This window comes from Pseudodonghicola flavimaris, assembly GCF_030164425.1.
Lineage (GTDB): Bacteria > Pseudomonadota > Alphaproteobacteria > Rhodobacterales > Rhodobacteraceae > Pseudodonghicola > Pseudodonghicola flavimaris.
In genome coordinates, this window is record NZ_JASNJD010000006.1 from 142,645 (window position 1) to 163,107 (window position 20,463).

A 20,463-nucleotide genomic window follows, 5' to 3' on the forward strand; every position below is an offset into this window, starting at 1 on the left:
CGGTGTTGAGGATCCGGGTCTCGCCCAGCGGGTTCTAGATCGACGCGCCGTTGACGTTGCTGCCGGCGAGGACGATATCGCCCGCCCCGAGATTGCGGATGTCGATCAGCGCGTCGCCATAGCTCTCCTTGATCGAGAACTTCATGGCGCTGTCGCTGCTGTCGGCATCGACCAGCTTGACCCGCGCCTTGCCGGTCTCGGCGATCATGTCGATGCGCTTCACCACCAGATCGTAATCGGACAGGTTGGTCAGCCGCACCTCGCCGAAGCCGCGCAGAACCCGCAGTTCGGTCCAGTGCTTGCCGCCCGAGTAGCTCGTCTCCTGCTCGATCCGGCCCCGCGGAATATCGAAGACGACCGACCCGAGGTTGCCGGCGATGATATCGTCCACCACGATCTCGTCGGTGCCGTAGTAATCGGTGAAGGCGTCGGTCCCGAAGGCCGGCAGCACGAAGCTGCCGCTGTCGTCCATCAGCTTGACGTTATAGGCCCGTTGCACCAGCCCGTCGGCATCGACGACCAGCTCCGGCGACGGGCCGGCGCTGAGCTCGATATCCGTATCCCATTCGATGGTGGACACATTGCTCATCGATTTCCCGTCGACGTCGTCGCCCTCGTCGACGTAGGCATAGACCGCGAGATCGTCATAGCCGGAATAGGTGTCCAGCGCGCTCGGCGGCAGATCGGCCGCATTCACGTTGACCCCGCCGATCAGCCGCGGCGCGGCAAAGACGGTGGCGCCGGCATCGCCGTCCACCAGGGTGTTGACGTCGATATCGTCGTCGATGTCAGAGGTCCCGGCCCCGATCCCCCAGAACACGGCGCGCGTCTTCACGTCGTAATCGAAGGTCTTCATGTCGACCTCGAAATCGGCGCCGCGACGGGCGCGGATCAGGGTGCCGTCGACCAGCGGATCCTCGCTGCCGGAGAGATGCCCCTCGATCAGGACCGCGGCATCGAAATCGAACTCACTGTCGACCTCGGCACGGGTGCCCCCAAACAGCCCACCCGCCTCGGCGCGGGCATAGGTGTCCATGTAGAGATCGCCCGACAGCGTGCTGGAGGTGCGTCCGCCCAGAATCCCCAGGTTGGCGCTGACATCCACGGTCTCGGCATCGATCTCGGCGCCATCGCCGATCACCGAGTTGGAACGCGCGGTGTTGTTGTTGTCGACATAGGCGCCGGCGCCGGCGATCAGGCCGCCGCCATCGGCAATCGCCTCGGCCGTGTGCCGGAAATCGAGCTGCGAATACTGGCGGAAGTTGCCGGCCGCCTCGATGGTGACATTGCCGGCCTGCACTTCGGTCGCGGGTTCGACGGATTCGCTGCCGCTGCTGGACTGGGTCAGCGCCGTCGCCGCAGTGCCGCCGGTGGTGACGCCGGTGATGCTGCTGAGCTTGCCGATCGCGGTGGTCGAGAAGCTGGTGACATCCTGGTCGCCGTTGGAGTTCTGCACGCTCAGCACGCCGCCCGACACGTTGTTGACGACGAGGTCGAGATTGGTATCGGTCAGCGAATAGAGCGTGACATCGCCGCCGGCCCGCACCAGATCGGCGTTGATATAGGCCTGCGCCTTCACATCGGCCGCGGAATCGGCATTGGGGAACTGGAACGACCCCAGACCGCCGCCGCCGCCACGGGCCTCGGATTTGGTCTGCCCGTCCAGCGCCACGAAGACCGCATCGCGGATATCCCGGCCCTCGGTGGTCTCCAGCCCCATGCCGGCGGCATCGGTCGGATCGCCGGGCAGCGCCTCCAGGTTCACGCGGAACTCATGCCGGCCCTCTGCCGGGGCGCCCAGGTTCACCTCGACCCGCTCAAGACGCTGCGCATTGGACAGGGTCTGGTTCACGACGGTGCCGTCCGACAGGACGATCGCCACGGTGCCCGAGAAGCTGGCCGTATTGCCCGAGCCATCGGTCAGCGTGAAACCATCGGCCAGCGCGCCGCCGGTGCTGGTCACGGTATAGGTCGGCCCCTGCTCCAGCCCGATGATCGGCAGATCCGCCGCCTTGGTCAGCGACTGCAGCGAGTCATTGCTGCTCGAACGGGTCAGCGCGATCGGCGTGATCGGGATGTTGTTGCTGGCGTCATCCGGATCGGTGTAGCCGACCGCCTCGTAATAGGTCCGGGCCAGCTTGATGCGGTAATCGTCGACCTTGATGACGTAATAGCCGCGGCCCGAGGTCAGCCCGCCGACGGCGGTGCCATCCGGCTCGACTTCATAAAGGACAAGATCCCCGGACTGGAAGCCATGCCCTTCGAACACGCCATCCTGATCGACATCGGTGCCCAGGTAGATCGTGTCGTTGTCCTCGACGATGAGATCGCCGCTGGAGTCGGTATCAGGGGTGGCGCCGCTGCCACGCAGATCGACGAAAGAGGCCTCGAAGGTGCGCGCCGAGCCGGTGTTCGAATAGGTCACCAGATCGCCGGCGGCAAACGGCATGGTGGCGGGATCGATCACCCCGCCCGAAGAGACCGCATTGCCCGAGAAGGTCAGCCGGTCGGTGCTGGCGCTGAAGTCCGAGGTGGCAAGACGGATGGTGAAATCGTCCACCACGCGCACCTTGTAGGTGGCCCCGGCGGTCAGCCCCGAAATCGGCGTGCCACTGGGCTGATAGACGACCTCCATGTCGTCCTGGAAATTATGCGCATAGGCAAAGCGGATGGTGTCGCTGATCGCGTCCACCTGCGCCGCCCCGTCGGGTGCGGCCTGGTAGATCAGATGCGTCCCGGAGGAGGCGGTCAGATCGACAGGCGTGCCGCTGCCGTCCTCGGCATGGGACAGTTCGGCATAAAGCTCGATCGCATTCAGGTTCGCATCGACGACGCGGACGTAATAGAGCTGGCCCGCCGACAGGATCGGCGTCTCTGCGCCCGGATCGTAGCCCACCAGCTGGCCGGTGTAGAGATCCGACGCATCGTCCAGATAGATGCGGTCGGCGCTGGCATCGACGCCCACCGGGGCGGACACGTCGAGCAGCCCGTTCTGAGAGGCGGTATCCGCAGCCTGCGCCGCGGTTTCGTAAAGCTCGATGACGAAATCGTTGATGGCACGGACATAGGCGGTGCCGCCGCTGGCCGCATCGCTGGAGACCGCATCCCCCGTCGCCAGCCCGTGGGCCGAGGTGAAGCTGATCTGATCCGTGGTGCTGTCGATCCCGGCGATCCCCGCCGCGACACCGATCAGCGGCAGCTCTGCCGCGGCGCCGGAGAAGCTCTGCGACGCATCCACCGACAGCGCCGCGCCAAAGCGGAAATTATCGGTGGGATCGGGCGAATTGCCGGCGATCTCCATCACCGTATAGGTGCCGTTCGCCGATCCCGCGCCGGTCAGGACGACGCCATCGCCCTCCTGCAGGCCATGGCGTTCGAAATTGATGGTGTCGTCGCTGCCGTCCATCGTCAGCGTGTCCGATGGCGGCGTGGTGTCGCCATCATCGACCACCGCCCCGACGGTGACATCATCGGCGATCACCTCGCCGTTGTCGCCCAGGAAGGCCTCGACATTGTTCTTGGCATAGGCGTCCGACACCGATGCCCCCACCGAGATGCCGCCGCCGCCATAGGCGCTGGCCTTGCTCTTGGCCTCGCCGACGATGTTGGAGGCGGTGACGTTGACATCCCCGGTCAGGTCCAGGGACGCGCCGTCGCCGGTATAGGCGGCCGTCTTAGTATAGGTATAGGAGCTGCTTTCCGAGCCGCCGCCGGCGATCAGCGCGCCGGTACCGACCAGCACGTCGGAGAAGGTTCCGGCCTGGCTGGTCGCCTCGACGGTCACATTGCGCCCGGTGACCTCGACCCCATCGCCGATCCAGGCGAAGGAGGTGGCGCTGAGATCGGAATCCGAAAGCAGGACCGAAATCGCCAGACCGCCGCCCGAGCCCACGTCGCCATCGACCGAAGCATAGTCATAGGCGGTCGTGCTCTTGACCACGAGATCGCCGGACAGGGTGATCACCGCACCGTCGCCGATCCAGGCGTCGGCCGTTGCATAGGTGGAATTGTCGGACGAGCCCACATAGGCCGTGCCGGTGCTGCCGGCGCCGCCGGCGATGCTGACGGCGACGACCAGAAGATCGACCGAGGCGGTCCGCTGCTGCGCGTCGGCCCAGACCGTGACGTTGTCGGCCCCGATCTCGGTGCCGGCGCCGACATAGGCCTCCATCGTGGTGGTGACGGAGGCGGTGGGGATCAGCGCCGCGATGGCGATGGCCCCGCCCGAACCGCCGTGGGTATAGGCATAGCTGTCGCTGTCCTCGATCGCCGTGATGGTCACATCGCCGCCATTGACCATGGAGGTCGCCGCCGCGCCGCTGTCCAGCGCGGTGCCGGCGCCCAGGCCGAAGCTGGCCGAGGTTTCGCCGGAGATCGAACTTTCGGCGGAGCCGCCGGTCCCGGTGATCGCGGCCACCCCGGCGGCGAGCACTTCGCTGTCGGCGTCGCGATAGGCGTCTGCGGTCACGGTCAGATCGCCGCCGTCGATCTGGGTGCTCTGCCCCAGGTTGGCGATGACATCGGTGTCGATGGTCGTGCTGGCGAGCAGCGCGGTGATCGACAGCCCGCCCCCCGAACCGCCGTCCGACAGGCTTTCCGCAATGGCCTCCGACTGGGCGCGCACGGTGGTGCCGCCGGCGCCGATGGTCAGGCTGGTCGGAAGGGTGGAGGCACCGCGGTCACGATCCGAACCCACGGTGGCGCGGGTGGTGCCGGTGATCGTGGCCACCGCGTTGGACCCGGCGCCGGCCAGCAGGCCGACCGCCGCGCCGGTGATCTCGGCATAGGCGTCCAGATAGGAATCGGCATCAACGATCAGGGCGCGGGCGTCGATGATCGCGCCCTCGTCCACCAGGGCGAGGATATCGCCGGAAATCTGCACGCCGGAGACCGAGGCGGAAATCGCGCCGCCGCCAACGGTGACGGCGGTCGCATCGACGGTGGCGTAATGGGTCGCATCGGCAGCGACCTCGACCTCGCCGGAGCCGTCCGTGCTGCCGGTGGCGGTGACGGTCTGGCGGTCGCTGTTCTGCTCACGACCGATCCGCGCCTCGACATCGCGGCTGATCAGCACGTTGCCGTTGGCACCTTCCTCGGCGTCGGGTGCCGGGCCGATTCCGGCGCCGGTCAGCAGCCCCACCCCGACGGAGATCAACTGCCCGTCGGCGGTGGCGTTGCTTTCCGAGATGACCCGGACATTGCGGCCGGTGACGATGGCGCTGCCGTGGATGGTCCCGCGCACCCGGCCGGTGATCTCGGCACTGGCCAGCATGACCGAGATCGAGATCGCCCCGAAGGCGCCACCCTGCGCGGTGGCATAGGCGACCGAGTCGATCTGCGCATCAACGACGACATCGCCGCCGGTCGCCGTCACGGTGGCATCCACGATCTTGGCGGTGACATCGCTGTTCACCAGCGCCTCGGCCGAGACGCCCGCGCCGGAGATCGACAGCGGCACGACGGCGATGGAGGCGGCGGTGCCCGTCGCCTTCAGCACATCCTGATCGGCATAGGCCTTCACCGTCACGTCATCGGCGGCGGTGACGCTGCTGGCGCCGGTGATCCCGGCGGTCACGTCGCGGTCGATCTTGTTCTCGATCACCACGCCCGCCCCGGCAAGCCCGCCCATGCTGACCGAAATGGTCACACCGACCGCCTCGCTCTCGAGCGAGGTGAAATCCTTGGCCTCGACGGTCACATCACCGGTGGCCTCGATATCGCTGTCGCTGATCGTCGCGGAGACCGAGCCGAGCGCATGGTTCTCCACCACGACGACGGCGGCATTGACGGTGAGCGACAGCAGCGCCACCGCGCTCGCGATCGACACCGCGACGGTGGTGTCGCTGAAATCGACATCGGAATGCGCCCTTACCCGCACGTCGCCGGACAGCCTGTCGGTGATCGAGGTGTCCTCATCGGCGCCGGTGGCCTCGACCGAGGAATTGCGGATATTGGCGTTCAGCGTGGTGTCGAGGGTATTATAGACCCCTGCCCCGGCGCCGGAGCCGGCGATGGCAACACCGTCCTTGACGTTCAGCGCGATGCTCAGGGCGATGGAGGCCGCGACCGCGGTTCCCTCCATGCTGGAGCTGTCCTCGGCATAGACATCGACCGCCCCGCCGGAGATGCGCGGGATATCGGTGCCGTCGGTGGAATCGACGATTTCGGCGGTGATGGTCTTGTCGATGGCGTTTTCGACATAGCCGCCCGCACCGCTGATCGACACGCTGGTATTGGTGCCGATGGACAGCGCCAGCGCAGCCCCGACAGAGATCGTCTCGATCGACGCGGTACCGTTGGCATAGACGCTGATGGTGTCTTCGGCCTGAACCGTGGAATCGGAAATCCGCGCGGTAACCTCATTGTCGATATCGTTGATCGACACGAAGGCGGCCAGCGCGATCGAGACCGCCGGATCGCCGAAGGACAGGCTGATCGCGCCGCCGTCGGCACTGGCGAAGATATTCGCCTGATCGTAGGCCAGGACGCTGACCGCGCCGGCCTTGTCGCCATCTGCCACACCCGCGACGATGCTGTCCGAAGTGATCTCCGCGACGACGCTGTTCTCTATATCGTTGAAGGCGAAACCGCCGGCGACGGTCGCGGCGATGGCCGTGCTGTCGCCGCCGAAGGCCACGGCTCCGGCGACACCGATGGCGATGGCGTTGATCGTCGCGTCCTCGGTCGCGGTGTAATCGAAATCGGCGATCCCGGCGAGCTGATCCTGCGCGTTCTGCGTGGTCGAGGGCAGCGTGCTGGCGCTGACCGTGACGTCGCCGCCAGTGTAGATTTCAGAGCCTTCGACCCGGGCGATGATACCATTGCCGATCTCGTTGACCGAGACGGCGGCCCCAAGGCTCGCCGCGACGGAGGTGCCGCCGCTGGCCAGCGACAGCACGAAGGAGCCCGCCAGCGCAAACGTGTCGATGGTCGAGCCGTCCTGTGCCAGAAGCGTCGCGTCGCCGCCGCCCGAACTGGAGAAGGACGAGGCTGTCAGCGAGGCTTCGGTATCGAACTCGATACGGCTGATGGCGACACTGCCCGACCCGGAGAACCCGATGGCGTTGCTGCCGGACATGCCGACGTTCGCGGTCACCGCGACGCCTAGGACGAAGGTGTCGATATCGGCGCCGGAAATGGCCCCGATGGACAACGCACCGTCGCCGGTCACGAGCTCGGAGGCTGCGACGACCGCACCGACCGCGGGGGTGGAGACACCCTCCAGCCCCTCGATCTCGTTGACCGCCACGGCGATGCCGAGAGAGACGGAGGCGGTCGAGCTGAGACCGAGCGCGATGGCGACACCGCCAGCATCGGCCTTGATCTTCGACCCCTCGCCCAGGCCGCCCGCGATGCGGATCCCCTTGTCGCCGCCGGTGATTGTGGCGCCGTCGACCGAGGCCAGCGCCCGGATCCGCATCCGGTTGCCGGAACCGGTGCCCGCAAGCGCGATGGCCGCATCCCCCTGAGAGGCGCTGCCGGCGCCGGCGATGGTCAGCGCAGCGATCTCCGGAGTCAGATCCGCCAGGATGACGACATCGTCATCGCCGTCGTTGGAGACCGTGCCGGCGGTGATCTCGGCATCGTTGACGACCGCCATGGTGTCGGAGCTGAGATTGTTGATCGCGAGGGAGAGGCCCAGGCCGCCGGCGAACCCGCCGCCGCTGGAACCGGCGAGCGCCAGCGCCAGGGCAAAGCCACCCGCATCGGCATCGATCGTCGCATGTTCCTGCGCAATGACCGAGACCGCGCCCTTCGTCGCGGTCAGTTCGGTCACGCCGTCGTCCTCGGTCGCCTCGGCATAGACCACCGTGTGCAGGTTGTTGACCGAGACCGACCCGACCCCGCTGAAGGCATAGCCGCTGCCGCCGGAGCTGTTCGCCACCGAGAGGGCGACGCCATAGGTGTAATTCTCGATCTCCGACAGATCGTCGGCCTTGATCGTGATATCTCCGTCCATCACCTCGATCGCGCCGTCGCGCACGCGGGCGACCACTTCGAACGGGTGATCCTCGGTGCCGATCTCGTTGACGCTGATGGCCACGCCGACCGCGGCTGCGGTGCTGCTCTGCATGCCGCCGGCATAGGAAAAAGCCAGCGCGCCGGAGATCGACAGGATATCGGGCTCGGCGGTGGCCAGCACCTCGGACGAACCCTTGTAGACGGTGGCATCGGAATCCGAGACATAGGACCGGACCTTGCCCGACAGCAGGTTGACGCCGACCGAAATGGCCACGCCGGCGGAGATCGTCGAGTTGCTCTGCGAGGTGGTGACCGCGCCGCCCAGGCTGCCGGCGAGCGAGAAGATATCGCCGACGCGATAGGCGTCGATGATCATGCCGCCATCGCCCGTGGCCTCGACACTGGGATCGAGCGGGTCCGGATCGGCGGCGATGGAGAAATCGGTGCCGAGAACCAGCGCGTCGGTATCCCCGGACAGATCGTTGACGCTGACGGCACCGGCCACGCCGACCCCGGTCTGGGTGCCGGATCCGCCGGTCTGGCCGCGCGACACGGCAATCGCGAAGGCGCCGGAAACGGAGACGATCTGGGTTTCGTTGTTCGACGTGACTTCGAGCGAGCCGGCATTGACCGTGCCCGCGTCGGTGATCGCCGCACGGGTGGTATCGTCCACGAAGTTGAGCGCCACCGAGCCGGAGACGCCGACGCCGGTCTTGACCGGATTTTCAACCGGCGTGTCGCCGAACAGGATGTTGAGCGATTCGCCGTCCAACGCCTCTTCGGAGCGGTCGGGATGCTGTTCGTTGGACTGGATCGCCCCGGCGATCGAAAAGCCCCAGATCGCGCCATCGTTGATCGCCCGAACCGAAAGCTGGCCGTCGAGATCGAGATAGCTGTCCGCCGCGGCGGTATAGGTGTCCTCGGGATCGGGATCCTCGGGACCGATCACGGCGCGGGTGTTGCGGGTCACGTCATTGACCGCGACCGAGACCCCGACGCCGAGGGATTCGCCCAGGAACAGGCCGCCGGTGATGCCGACATGAGTATCGAGAGACCCGGCGTAAAGCCGCGCATCCTCACCGGTCACCCGGGCGCGGTTGCCCAGTTGAACCAGCGTGTCACTGTCCTGCTTGATCACCGAAACCGTGCCACCGACCGCGAAGCCGGAGGAGGAGGACGCGCCGGACTGGGCGAAGCCCAGGTTGAACAGCGCCTCTTCGGCCTTCATGTTGAAGCCGCCGGACCGGCCTGTGAAGATACGCGCGTTATCCTCGACAATGGCCTGGGTCGTATTGTCCACCAGCTTGACGTAAAGCGTGGCGCCAATGCCGCCCTTGCCGCCGCTGTTGCCGGCGACGCTGGGCTTTTCGATGTCGAAGGCCGCGCCACCGTCGAAGCTGGCCCCGCCCCGCGAGACATAGAGATCGTTGAGCCCGAGCGAACCGAGCGACCAGCCGAAGATGCCGGCCATGTCGATCTGCTGCATATACGAGGTCGCCTCGACCGAGACGGTCTCCTGCCCGTAGTAGGGATCGATCTCGTCAGCGTTGAAGCTTTCGTCCTGGTTGATCAGCGCCCCGTCCTGCACCGTCGCCTTGGACACGGTATCCTGGACCTGGAAGTTGATCGAGCCGGCAACCGACACGTTGCTGCCCTTGGAGGTCGAGGCCGCCCAGGAATTCAGGAAGCCAGAGAGACCCAGGGTGCTGTCGACATATTGCGTGATCGCGCCGTAGCCCTCGGTCTTGAACAGATCGACGACCTCGCCCGCCGTGGTCGGCAGGAACTGGTCCAGCGTCTGGGCAAAGGGATAGGTGACACCGGCGATCACCCGCGTCGCCCGTTTGGCGTTCAGTTCGGCGCCGCTGTGAATCGTCGCCTCGGCGTCGTTTTCGGTGATGGTCACGATGACCGCGGCGCTGACGGTGTTGGGGGCGCTCTTCTCGCCGGTCTCGTTTTCCTCCTGCGGCTCCGTGCTGGACTGCGCGAAGCCCTTGTTCAGATGCTCGATCTCGGCGGTGACCTCGAGATCCTCGCCCGAAGTCACCACTGCGGTGGGATGCACGTCGGTGGTCACGTCATGGTCGTTGTAGGCGAAGGCCAGCGCCACGGCGGCGTTGAGGCTGTTGGGGCTGGCGCCGGCAGCCTGCATCGCCGAGTTCCCCGAGGATGCGCTCGACAGCCGCCCCATCAGGGCGGAGAAGGCATTGCCCAGAATCGAGGAATTGACGTTATAGCCGTCCGGCGAATCCGAGCCGTCGGAATCGGCAGAGCTGAGCCCCGCCCCCGCCTCGGTGGTGGTTTCAACCGAGAGGCTGGAGCCGATGCCGACGCCGGTGGCGAAACCGGCATCGAGAATATGCGCCGCCCGCAGCGTGAAGTCGTCGCCGGTGACATCGCCCAGGTCGATCGCGATGCCCGCGTAGGCCTCGTTCTCGGTCTCGGCGAGCTGGATTGTCTGGCCGTCCGCACCAAAGCCGGAGCGCGCGCCGCCGTCGAGGTTGAATTCGTTGGTGCCGGTGATGACGTAATAGGTCTGACCGTCGACCAGCCCCTCGATCTCGGAGCCTGGGGCGGCCTCGTAGATCACCGCCTGGCCCAGCGGGTAGGTCTGATCGACCAGGGTGAAGGCCGTTCCCGTCCCGGTCAGCGCCCCGTTCGGCAGCTTGATTTCGTCGCTGTCGCTGTCGACATCGCTGCCGCCAAAGGTCTTGTCGTTGGTCTGCGGGTAGAGCGGATCGGTGGGGGTGCCGTTGAAGGCGACCAGATCGATCACATCACCGCGGAACACGCTGTCTTCAAACCCGGCCAGCTGGATGTAATTCGGGTCGGCCGGATCCTTGATGACGTAATAGCTGGCGCCATCGACCAGACCGCCGATGTTCTGCCCGCGGCTGGAGGTGTAGGTGACCATGTCCTCGGTCACCAGCGCGTTGGGACCGACGTAGATTTTGTCGTTTTCCAGGTCGACGTAGCCACGCTCTCCCGGCCCGGCCAGCGGATCGAACTCCAGCTTGACCACGGCGCCAGGCTCGTTCCGGCTGATCACGGTGCCGTAGATATCGGTGTGGACATCGGCGTTGGACAGCTCGATCGAAAGCGCGGCACCGGCGGCACCGGAGGAGAACAGGCCGGAGGAGGCCGAGGCCTGCGAATCCACCGCGCCGCTGGCCAGCAGGTTGGCGGTCAGACCGGCCTCGACCACGGCGTCTTCGGCCAGCGTCAGGGTCGACGACAGGGTCGAGCGTGCGACCGCCAGCGACAGCGAGACCTGCGACCCGGAATCGGTGGGCACATCGCCAAGGCCGGTATCGGTTTCCGCCGACATGTTGGCAGTGGAGGACGCATCCGAGGTGATGACGACAAAACCGTCGGATTCGATATTCGCGGCGCCGATATCGACGGTGGCATTGGCGGTGGAATCCGCCCAGCCCAGGCTGGCGATCGCAAAGCCCGCCGCGCCCGAGGCATCGGTGACTGCATTGGCATAGATGCCGACGCCGAGATGGCCGGTGATGTTGGTATTGTCGCCCACCGTGACGCTGGCATCGGTCTTCTTGACCAGCACCTGGAACGGGAAGGTCAGGACCGATCCGATCTGATCCAGCAGCGGCCCGACCAGGTTGTTGTTCAGCGTCGAGGAGATTTCGAGCTGTTCGGCAAAGGTGCGTTCCTCGGCCTGGGCGATCAGATAGACTCCGCCCGCCTCCATCGTCACATTGTCGCCGATGTCGACCGAAGCGTATTTCGCGACGCCCGGGAACACCGGCGCCAGGTTCTCCAGCTCCGCCGTTCCGATGCGCCGGCTGCGGAACTCGATATACCCGTCGTCCGAGGTATCGCCGGTGATGGTGACATTATCATTCACCGTGATGGTCTCGGCGATGACCTGCATCGACCCGCTGGCCCCCAGGTCGATGTCGCCGGAGAAAATCACATCGTCCTCGCCGCCATCCGCGCCAAAGGTCTCGGCGCCCTCGTACTCGCCGTAGATATAGAGCGACGCATCCCAGTTCGCCGACAGGCTCTGAACCTCGAAGGTGTCCGAACCGGAGCGCAGGTTGATCGTCAGCGACGAGGTCGGATTGACAAAGGTGATATTCTCGAAGGTCGGGATCAGCCCGCCCGTGGTGCCGATAAACATCGTATCGGTCCCCACGGCGTGCAGCACCGCGTCGTCATCAAAGCCCGACAGGTCGATGACCAGATCGTCAGCGGCATTGTTCTGGGTGATCGGCTCCAGTCCCTTGTAGACCAGCGCCGTTCCATCCAGCACGATCTGCCCGTCGTGGGCGTTCTCCGCCTCGTAGGACACGCTGGAGAAGCTGCCATCGATGACCAGGCTGTCGAAGACCCCGTCGCCGCCGTCGATCTCGATCGACTTTCCAAGCGTACTCGCCGAGAGGGTGAAGGTATCGTCCCCCTCGCCGCCAGCCAGCGTCTCCATACCGCTGTAGGAGACGATGAAGGACGCGACATCCTCCCCCTCGGCATCCTGAAGCGTGACGGTCGCGACGCCCCTGGCGCCCTTCTCCGTCACCGCGTCGATCCCCCAGTCGGTCGAGGTGCTGAAGCCGTCGGCCAGTTCGCCGCCTTCGATCAGCAGCGTATCGGTTCCGTCGCCGCCATAGATTTCGAAGACCGGCAGATCGCCCGAATTCTTCGAGGTCTCGAAGAAGGAAACCGCGTCGATTTCGATCCGGTCGTCCTTTTCCGAGGACTTCACCCGGATCTGCGCGCTGAGCGGCGCGGTGTCGGCGCCGCTGAAGGCCTGGGCGATCTGCGCCCCGCTCGAATTCAGCGCCCGCAGCGCCGAGCCGGCCTCGGACTGGATCCCCTCGATCCGGAGGAAAGACGCGTCGCCCTGCATCGCATCAGCCATGGAGACCGCGAAATCGGCGGCGAGCAGCAGCCTCGGTTCAAGCGGCTCGATATGGACCTTGCGGCCACTTCCGCCCGATCTGCGGGTGAAAAAAGAACGGCGAACTCGCGAGGCGCCTCGGCCCGGAAAGAACGGGAATGACACTTGCTAGCCCCCCTTGACGACAACAATCTTTTCCCAAATATCGGGAAGAATAAATCACGTTATGGATATAAAGCTTAGACAGTTAAGGACCTTCTGGCTACTACTTCCTTAAGCCGATCCAGCAAGAATCCTCGGTGTCTAAAAACAATCACTTTCAATGGGAGAATATTGTCCATGCCGGTGCAACAGCTCTTTTACAAGACCGCCGTTCCCGTAAGCGCAGACCGACACGGTGACCTGTCCGTCAGCGCCGGGAAGAGCTACGCCTTCGCGAAAACCGCGAATTCGATTCCCGTCACCGCCGCTGAATTCGCCCCCGCCGCCGCCCATCATCCGATCGTCTTCGCCGGCTCCGGCGATGAGGTGGTGCCGGCAGTGATCCTCGGTACCCGCGATGACGAGAACCTCGCTGTGGACGCAGAGGGTCAGTGGCGCGAAACCTATATTCCCGCCTTCGTGCGCCGCTATCCCTTCATCTTCGCCCTGGATAACGAGAAGAACCGCTTCACCCTGCTGGTGGACGAGGAATTCGACGGTGCCAACCGCGAGGGCCGCGGCGAACGGCTGTTCGATTCCGAGGGCGAGCAGACCGGCTACCTGAAATCCGTGCTGAAATTCCTGCAGGACTATCAGGCCAGCTTCGCCCGCACCCAGGCCTTCTGCAAACGGATGAAGGAGCTGGACCTGCTGGTGCCGATGCAGGCCGAATTCTCGCTCGCCGCCGGGCAGAAGCGCACGCTGGGCGGCTTCCAGGTCGTCGACCGCGAACGGCTGAAGGCGCTCTCTGGCGAGACCCTGGCCGATCTCTGCCGCAAGGACGAACTGGAGTGCATCTATCTCCACCTGTCGTCGATGCGCCATTTCCGCGACATGCTGGGCCGGGCCAACAGCGAAGCCGCCAGCGCGGTCGAGCCGACCCCGGCCGCTGCACCGGAAGACGCCGCCGAGCCGATGGCAAACGCCTGACGCCGGCCATGCGCGCAGCAGCGATCCTTGCGGCGGCCCTGTTCGCCGCCGCAGCCCGGGCCGACGTCTATGACTGCGTCATCGACCCGTCCGAGACCGTCGACGTTGCGGCGGCCTCGGGCGGCGTTGTGGCGCATATTCACGCCGAGCCCGGCGATCAGGTCAAACGCGGGCAGCTGCTGGCCGAGCTCGACTCGACCGTGCAGCGCGCCACTGTCGAGATGCTGCGCCTGCGCGCCGACGACATGTCGGAGATCGAGGCACAGAAAGCCCAGCTCACCTTTCTCGAGGCCCGGCTGAAACGGACGCAGGAACTGTCGTCCCGCGGCGTCGCCAGCCGCGAGGTGCTGGAAGAAGCCCAGACGGCGGTCGACTCCGCCCGCTCCATGCTGGTGCGGGTGGAACTTGCCCGCCGCGTCGCGATGGCGGAGCTGAAGCGCGCCGAGGCGGTGCTGTCGCTGCTGGAAATCCGCAGCCCGATCGACGGCATCGTGCTGGAGCGGTATTTCGACGATGGCGAATACCTGCCGCTCGAAGGCCGCATCGCCACGATCGTTCAGCTCGATCCGCTGGAGGTGGTCGCCTTCCTGCCAGTACAGAAATACGGCTCAGTGCACGAGGGCGACGTGGCCCAGGTGCGCCCGGCGGCGCCGGTCGACGGCGTCTACCCGGCCGAAACGCTCCGCGTCGACCGGGTGTTCGACGTCGCCAGCGGCACCTTCGGCCTGCACCTCAAGCTCGACAACCCCGATCTGAAGATCCCGGCCGGCCACCGCTGCAAGGTCTCCTTCGACGAGGTTCCGGAAACCGGGTCGTCGAACTGACCGACCGTACGCCGCCCCCTCGCCGGGGGGCGCCCCCGGCTAGCGCACCATCCGCAGATAGAGCGCCGGAAGCTTGTCGGGCAGCGCGCTGACCCGATCGATCTGGATGAACCCGTTGCCGCCGAAGATCGCCGCCTCCTGCTCCTTGTTGCGCGGCCCGAGGCCGACGCAGAACACATCGATCCCCAGCGCCGCCAGCCCCTGAACGGCCCGGCGCGCATCCTGCACCAGATAGACCGGATCGGGGCAGTCGATATCGGACGGCTCGCCATCGGTAATCAGCAGCAGCAACCGCCGGTGCCGCGGCACCCGCGCCAGCTCCGCACCGGCATGGCGCAGCGCCGCCCCCAGTCGGGTCGAATAGCCCGGCCTGAGCCCCGACAGGGCCGCGCCGACCGCCGCGTCCAGAGGCGCGTCGAAAGACTTGATCGGCGTCAGCCGCACCTCTTCGCGCCCGTCCGAACTGAAGGCGTTGATGGCAAAGGGATCGCCCATCTCGTCCATTGCGTGCGCCAGCACCGCCGCCGCGTCGCGCTCGATGTCCAGCACGGTCCGATCCGTTCCCGGCACCGGGTCGGCGGTGGATTGCGAGATATCGAGCAGCAGGCTGACGGCGAGGTTGCGCTGCGGCGGCGCCTGCCGCTCATAGACCCGGTGGTCGGGAAACTGCCCCGACCGCAGCGCCGTCGCGGCATCGATACAGGCATCGAGATCGAGCACCTCTCCCTCGGCCTGGCGCTTCTGCCGTCTGGCCTGACCGACCTCGGCCGAGCGGATCAGCCCCGCGACACGCGACAGCAGCGGACCGCGCGCCTCCCGCAGCTCCTCCCAGAAACGCGGATTGCCGGGCGCGGCGGGATAGGCCTTCACCGTCGCCCAGTCGGCGCGCTCGCGGCCGGTGGCATAATCGTATTCCGGGTAGGAGGCCAATACCCTCCCCTCCTCGGTGTCGCCCGCCATCGGCGCGACCTTCTCGACGGTCTCCTCCGCCGGGGCCTGCTGTTCCTGCCGCTCGGCCTCGCCCGGGGCGGGGTCGGAGCGGCGCAGCTTCACGGTATCGACCATCACCTCCAGCGCCTCAGCATCCTGCGGCGGGTCCTCCCCGAGGTCCCACAGGCCCAGATTGTCGTCGCGATAGGCGGGCTGGACGACATAGTCCTTGGCATTGAACTGGACCCGCAACTGGCCCAGATCGTTGCCCAGCAGGTTGCCGATTTCACGGCTTATCGCCGGATCGCTCCAGCGCTCCCGCCGTTCCAGAAACATCGCCCGGCCCTTGCGGATCCAGCCGTCCGGATCGTCGAAGTCCGGGTCGATCAGCGCCCGCGCCAGACGGGCAAAGAGGCTGGGCGCGGTGGCGAGCCCGCCGGGCCGGGCGACATGGAACGTGCGCCACAGACGCAGCAGACCCGGCATCTCCCGGGCGGCCAGAAGCTCGACCCTTGCATCTTCGATCAGCGAGACGACGGCGATCTGCAACGGTTTGAGCTGCCCGACGGGGAAACGGCCGGAGTAGCGCAGATGGGCACCGATATGCGCCAGCGCGGCGCGATAGAGCGGTTCGGCGGCACCGCGATACCCCGGCAGGCTCGGCGGCACCAATAACACGCCCCCGGCGAAACTGGTCCGCCGCGCCGCCCCCTGGCGCCCGGCCGGCGGGGCGATCCGCAGCGGTGGCGTGATATCGTAGAGCGCGGTGAGATAGGCGCGCAGCCGCCGTTCCATACTGACAAAGCTGTCGCCGCCCGCCTCCAGCTCCAGCAGGCGCAGCGCCTCGGGCGTTTCGAGCCGGAAATAGCTTTGGCGCTTGTCGGCATCGCGCCCCCCCAGACGCAGCCCCGTCATGATCCAGGCCTCGAGGCCCGGCAGATCGAGCCGCGCGGTCAGCATCTCCATGTTGTCGAGCAACGGCGCCACCGACTCCGGCGCCAGCGCCGCGAGACGGCGGATCAGCGCCAGCCAGTCGCCGAACGCCTCGGGCATGCGCCGCCCGGCGATCTCGGCCACGGCGCACAGCCGTTCGGCGATCCGCGGTGTCGCCCGGATCGCGACGGTTGAGACGGCATCGGCCAACGCCGTCGCCGCCTCCGCCCCGGTGAGGGGCGCGAGCGCGACCGAGCTGCGCTCAAAGGCGCGCGGCACGGCGCTGCCATAGCCCGCGCCGCGCAGCCGGTCGCGGGCCCGCAGCCAGCCGGTCAGGGCGTCGCCCGGAAACCCGGCAAGCACCGCAGCCGGAAGATCTGCGGACCTGTCCCTGGCCATCGTCTCAGGCACAGGCATCCACGGCCGCCTCCAGCGCGTCGCGCATATCGGGATCGTCGGTGATCGGCAGGATCAGCGCCAGCCGGCAGGCATCGGTCAGCGACATGCCGGACCGCATCAGCCGGCCGGCATGGATCAGCATCCGGGTCGAGGCCCCCTCCTCCAGCCCCTGGCCGCGCAGATGGCGCGACTTCTCGGCGATCCGGACCAGGCGGCCGGCGACATCCGGCGCGACACCGGATTCCGAGGCGACGATCGCGGTCTCTATCCCGGCGGCGGGATAGGTGAAATCCATCGCGCAAAAGCGTTGCTTGGTGCTTTCCTTGAGGTCCTTGAGCACGCTCTGATAGCCCGGGTTATACGAGATCACGAGCTGGAAGTCGGGATGGGCGTGCACCAGTTCGCCCTTCTTCTCCAGTGGCAGGATCCGGCGATCGTCGGTGAGAGAGTGGATCACCACCGTGGTGTCCTGTCGCGCCTCGACGATCTCGTCGAGATAGCAGATCGCCCCGTAGCGCACCGCCAGCGTCAGCGGCCCGTCCTGCCAATGGGTGCCCTCGGGCCCCAGCAGGAAGCGGCCGACGAGATCCGAGGCCGTCATGTCCTCATGGCACGACACGGTGATCAGCGGCTTGCCCAGCTTCCAGGCCATATGCTCGACGAAACGGGTCTTGCCGCAACCGGTCGGGCCCTTCAGCATCACCGGCAGCCTGGCCTCATAGGCGGCCTCGTAGAATGCGACTTCGTTGCCGCTGGCGTGATAGGCCGGCTCTTCCGTCAGCCGGTACTGGTCGAGTTTCATCCTGGTTCCCTGGTAATGTCAGCCCGCAAGAACAGGGACCGGCGGGAGGGTCTCCCGCCGGTCCGCTGGCCCGTTCAGCGATGGCTCGCTTCGGTCTTTTCGTTGGGGATGCCGTCCATCGGGCATTCCTCGGTACCCACGGTGGAGCGGGTCATCGCCTCGACCATCTCGCGGGTGCCTTCCGGGTCTTCGGCCCATTTGGTGTAGAACTCATAGGGGCATTCGGCGACGCCCTTGGCATCCTCGCCCGAGTTGATCTTGCCGGTATAGCCGCGGTGGACGAGCTTGAAGAGGTGGTTCTGGCTCTGCATGTTCTTGCGCGCGTCGCGGATCCCCGAGACCGAGAGCTGAGCATACTGGATGCCGTATTCCTCTTCGCCGCATTCCCCCAGCGTACGGCCGTCGAAGCCGACAATGGCCGAGTGACCGAAATAGGAATAGACGCCGTCGAAACCGGCGGCATTGGCCACCGCAACATAGGAGTTGTTGGCCCAGGCCATCGCCTTGGCCATGATCACCTGCTGATCCTTGGCCGGGTACATGTAGCCCTGGCAACGGATGATCAGCTCTGCGCCCTTCATCGCGCAGTCGCGCCAGATCTCGGGGTAGTTGCCGTCATCGCAGATGATCAGGCTCATCTTCATGCCCTTGGGACCTTCGGACACATAGGTGCAGTTGCCGGGATACCAGCCCTCGATCGGCACCCAGGGCATGATCTTGCGGTACTTCTGGACGATCTCGCCCTCGTTGTTCATCAGGATCAACGTGTTGTAGGGCGCCTTGTTCGGATGTTCCTCATGACGTTCGCCGGTCAGCGAGAACACCCCCCAGACATTGGCCTCGCGGCAGGCGGCGGCGAAGATCTCGGTCTCCGCCCCGGGGATGGACGAGGCGGTCTCGTACATCTCGGTCTCGTCGTACATGATGCCGTGGGTCGAGTATTCCGGGAAGATCACCAGATCCATGCCCGGCAGACCCTTCTTCATGCCCTTCAGCATGTCGGCGATCTTGTGGCAGTTCTCGATCACCTCGGCCTTGGTATGCAGCCGGGGCATCTTGTAGTTGACGACGGCAACGCCGACTGTGTCGTTGCTGCTCGAAATATCTCCGTGGTACATGGGGTTACCTCTGTTGGTGGTTGAGTTTTCAGGGATGGTTGCGGGGTTGCTTCGGGTCAGATCGCCATATGCTTGGCGACCGTGTCGTCGGTCAGGGTGTCGATCGGGCCGCTGGCGACGGAGCGGCCGTTTTCCAGCATGACGAAGTCCTGCGCGGCGCGCCGGGCAAAGCCGACGTTCTGCTCGACCAGCAGGATGGTCAGGCCCAGTTCGGTGTTCAGCCGGATGATGCTGTTCTCGATCTGCTCGACGATATTGGGCTGTATCCCCTCGGTCGGCTCATCCATCAGCAGGACCTTCGGCTCGCAGGCCAGCGCCCGGGCGATGGCAAGCTGCTGCTGCTGGCCCCCGGACAGCACACCGCCGGGACGGTCGAGATTCTCCATCAGATAGGGAAACAGCACCGGCACGATCTCGGGGATCCTGCGTGCGCCGCCAGCCGCGAAACCGCCCATCAGGATGTTCTCGCGAATGGTAAAATCCGGGATGATCATGCGGCCCTGCGGCACATAGGCGATGCCGGCCCGCGCCCGGGCGTGGGTCGCCAGGCCGCCGATCTCCTCGCCATCCAGCGCGATGGCGCCCTGCGACCGGTCGGTCAGCCCGAGAATGGTGCGCAGCAGCGTCGTCTTGCCCACGCCGTTCCGCCCCAGCACCGCCATGATCGTGCCGTCCCGGGCCGCCGCCGAAACCCCGTGCAGCGCCTGGCTGCGGCCGTAGAAGCTGTCGACCTTGGAAAGCGTCAGCATCAGTGAATCCCTCCCGAGCCGAGATAGGCCTCGCGCACCGCGGGATCGGCCTCGATCTGGGCCATCGGCCCTTCCGCCAGCAGCCGACCCATGTGCATGACCGAAATCCGTTCCGCGATCTCGCGCACAAAGGCCATGTCGTGTTCGACCACCAGGATGGTGTGACTGCCCTTCAGCGCGTTGATGATCTCGGCCGTCTTGAAGGTCTCGGCCTGGGTCATGCCGGCGGTCGGCTCGTCCAGCAGCACGACCTTGGCCTGCTGGGTGATCAGCATCCCCAGTTCGAGCCATTGCATCTGCCCGTGCGACAGCTCGCCGGCGATGGTCCCCAGCACCGGGCCGAGGTTGGTCAGTTCGATCACCCGGTCGATCCGCTCACGGTCCTGCGCCACCATGTGCAGGCGCAGGTTGCGGAACACGCCCGGTTCGCCCGAGGCCGCGACCTCCAGGTTCTGGCGCACGGTCAGGTCACGGAAAACGCTGGGAATCTGGAACTTCCGACCCACCCCGTGCCGGGCGATGATATGCTCGGGCCGGTTGGTGATCTCGGTGCCGTAGAGGTGAACATGGCCACCGGTCGAGGCGGTCTTGCCGCTGATCAGATCCATCAGAGTGGTCTTGCCGGCACCGTTCGGGCCAAGGATAACCCGCAATTCGCCGTCCTCCACCACGGTGGTGAAGTCGTCGACCGCCCTGAAGCCGCCGAAATCCACCGTCAGCCCGTCGATGCTGAGTGCTACTGCCATTGCCGCCT

Annotated in this window: 8 protein-coding genes; 2 read left to right on the forward strand and 6 right to left on the reverse strand. The window is 66.1% G+C overall.

Features of this window, described 5'->3' with window-relative positions:
• Window positions 1–34: 34 nt before the first annotated feature.
• On the reverse strand, window positions 35–12,988 hold the full coding sequence (locus QO033_RS10165; RefSeq protein ID WP_284480854.1) for an LEPR-XLL domain-containing protein: 12,954 nt from the start codon (window positions 12,986–12,988) through the stop codon (window positions 35–37).
• 174 nt (window positions 12,989–13,162) lie between these two features.
• Here QO033_RS10165 and QO033_RS10170 point away from each other — a divergent pair, with 174 nt between their 5' ends.
• Window positions 13,163–13,954: a SapC family protein gene (locus QO033_RS10170; protein WP_284480855.1), complete on the forward strand. Its 792-nt coding sequence runs from the start codon at window positions 13,163–13,165 to the stop codon at window positions 13,952–13,954.
• A gap of 8 nt (window positions 13,955–13,962) precedes the next feature.
• A complete protein-coding gene (locus QO033_RS10175; RefSeq protein WP_284480856.1) occupies window positions 13,963–14,778 on the forward strand; it encodes an efflux RND transporter periplasmic adaptor subunit in 816 nt (271 codons plus the stop codon).
• Between the two features lie 39 nt (window positions 14,779–14,817).
• Here the strand turns inward: QO033_RS10175 and QO033_RS10180 are convergent, their stop codons facing one another.
• From QO033_RS10180 to urtD, 5 genes are all read right to left on the reverse strand, one after another.
• The gene (locus QO033_RS10180; RefSeq protein ID WP_284480857.1) at window positions 14,818–17,058 is read right to left on the reverse strand and encodes a nitric oxide reductase activation protein NorD; all 2,241 of its coding nucleotides are present in this window, start codon (window positions 17,056–17,058) and stop codon (window positions 14,818–14,820) included.
• On the reverse strand, window positions 17,045–17,842 hold the full coding sequence (locus QO033_RS10185) for a CbbQ/NirQ/NorQ/GpvN family protein (protein WP_284480858.1): 798 nt from the start codon (window positions 17,840–17,842) through the stop codon (window positions 17,045–17,047). The genes QO033_RS10180 and QO033_RS10185 overlap by 14 nt, the downstream gene beginning before the upstream one ends.
• A 74-nt stretch (window positions 17,843–17,916) precedes the next feature.
• Window positions 17,917–18,960, reverse strand: coding sequence for an aliphatic amidase (locus QO033_RS10190; protein ID WP_284480859.1), 1,044 nt, complete (start codon window positions 18,958–18,960; stop codon window positions 17,917–17,919).
• 56 nt (window positions 18,961–19,016) lie between these two features.
• A complete protein-coding gene (gene urtE, locus QO033_RS10195) occupies window positions 19,017–19,709 on the reverse strand; it encodes an urea ABC transporter ATP-binding subunit UrtE (RefSeq protein WP_284480860.1) in 693 nt (230 codons plus the stop codon).
• A complete protein-coding gene (gene urtD, locus QO033_RS10200; protein WP_284480861.1) occupies window positions 19,709–20,455 on the reverse strand; it encodes an urea ABC transporter ATP-binding protein UrtD in 747 nt (248 codons plus the stop codon). Before urtD ends, urtE begins: the two co-directional genes overlap by 1 nt.
• Window positions 20,456–20,463 lie beyond the last annotated feature (8 nt).

Bases quoted from the DNA above. Each gene is read 5' to 3' on its own strand.
- QO033_RS10170 (WP_284480855.1), top strand. From the start codon at position 13,163: ATGCCGGTGCAACAGCTCTTTTACAAGACCGCCGTTCCCGTAAGCGCA.
- QO033_RS10175 (WP_284480856.1), top strand. From the start codon at position 13,963: ATGCGCGCAGCAGCGATCCTTGCGGCGGCCCTGTTCGCCGCCGCAGCC.
- QO033_RS10180 (WP_284480857.1), bottom strand. From the start codon at position 17,058: ATGCCTGTGCCTGAGACGATGGCCAGGGACAGGTCCGCAGATCTTCCG.
- QO033_RS10185 (WP_284480858.1), bottom strand. From the start codon at position 17,842: ATGAAACTCGACCAGTACCGGCTGACGGAAGAGCCGGCCTATCACGCC.
- QO033_RS10190 (WP_284480859.1), bottom strand. From the start codon at position 18,960: ATGTACCACGGAGATATTTCGAGCAGCAACGACACAGTCGGCGTTGCC.
- urtE (WP_284480860.1), bottom strand. From the start codon at position 19,709: ATGCTGACGCTTTCCAAGGTCGACAGCTTCTACGGCCGCAGCCAGGCG.
- urtD (WP_284480861.1), bottom strand. From the start codon at position 20,455: ATGGCAGTAGCACTCAGCATCGACGGGCTGACGGTGGATTTCGGCGGC.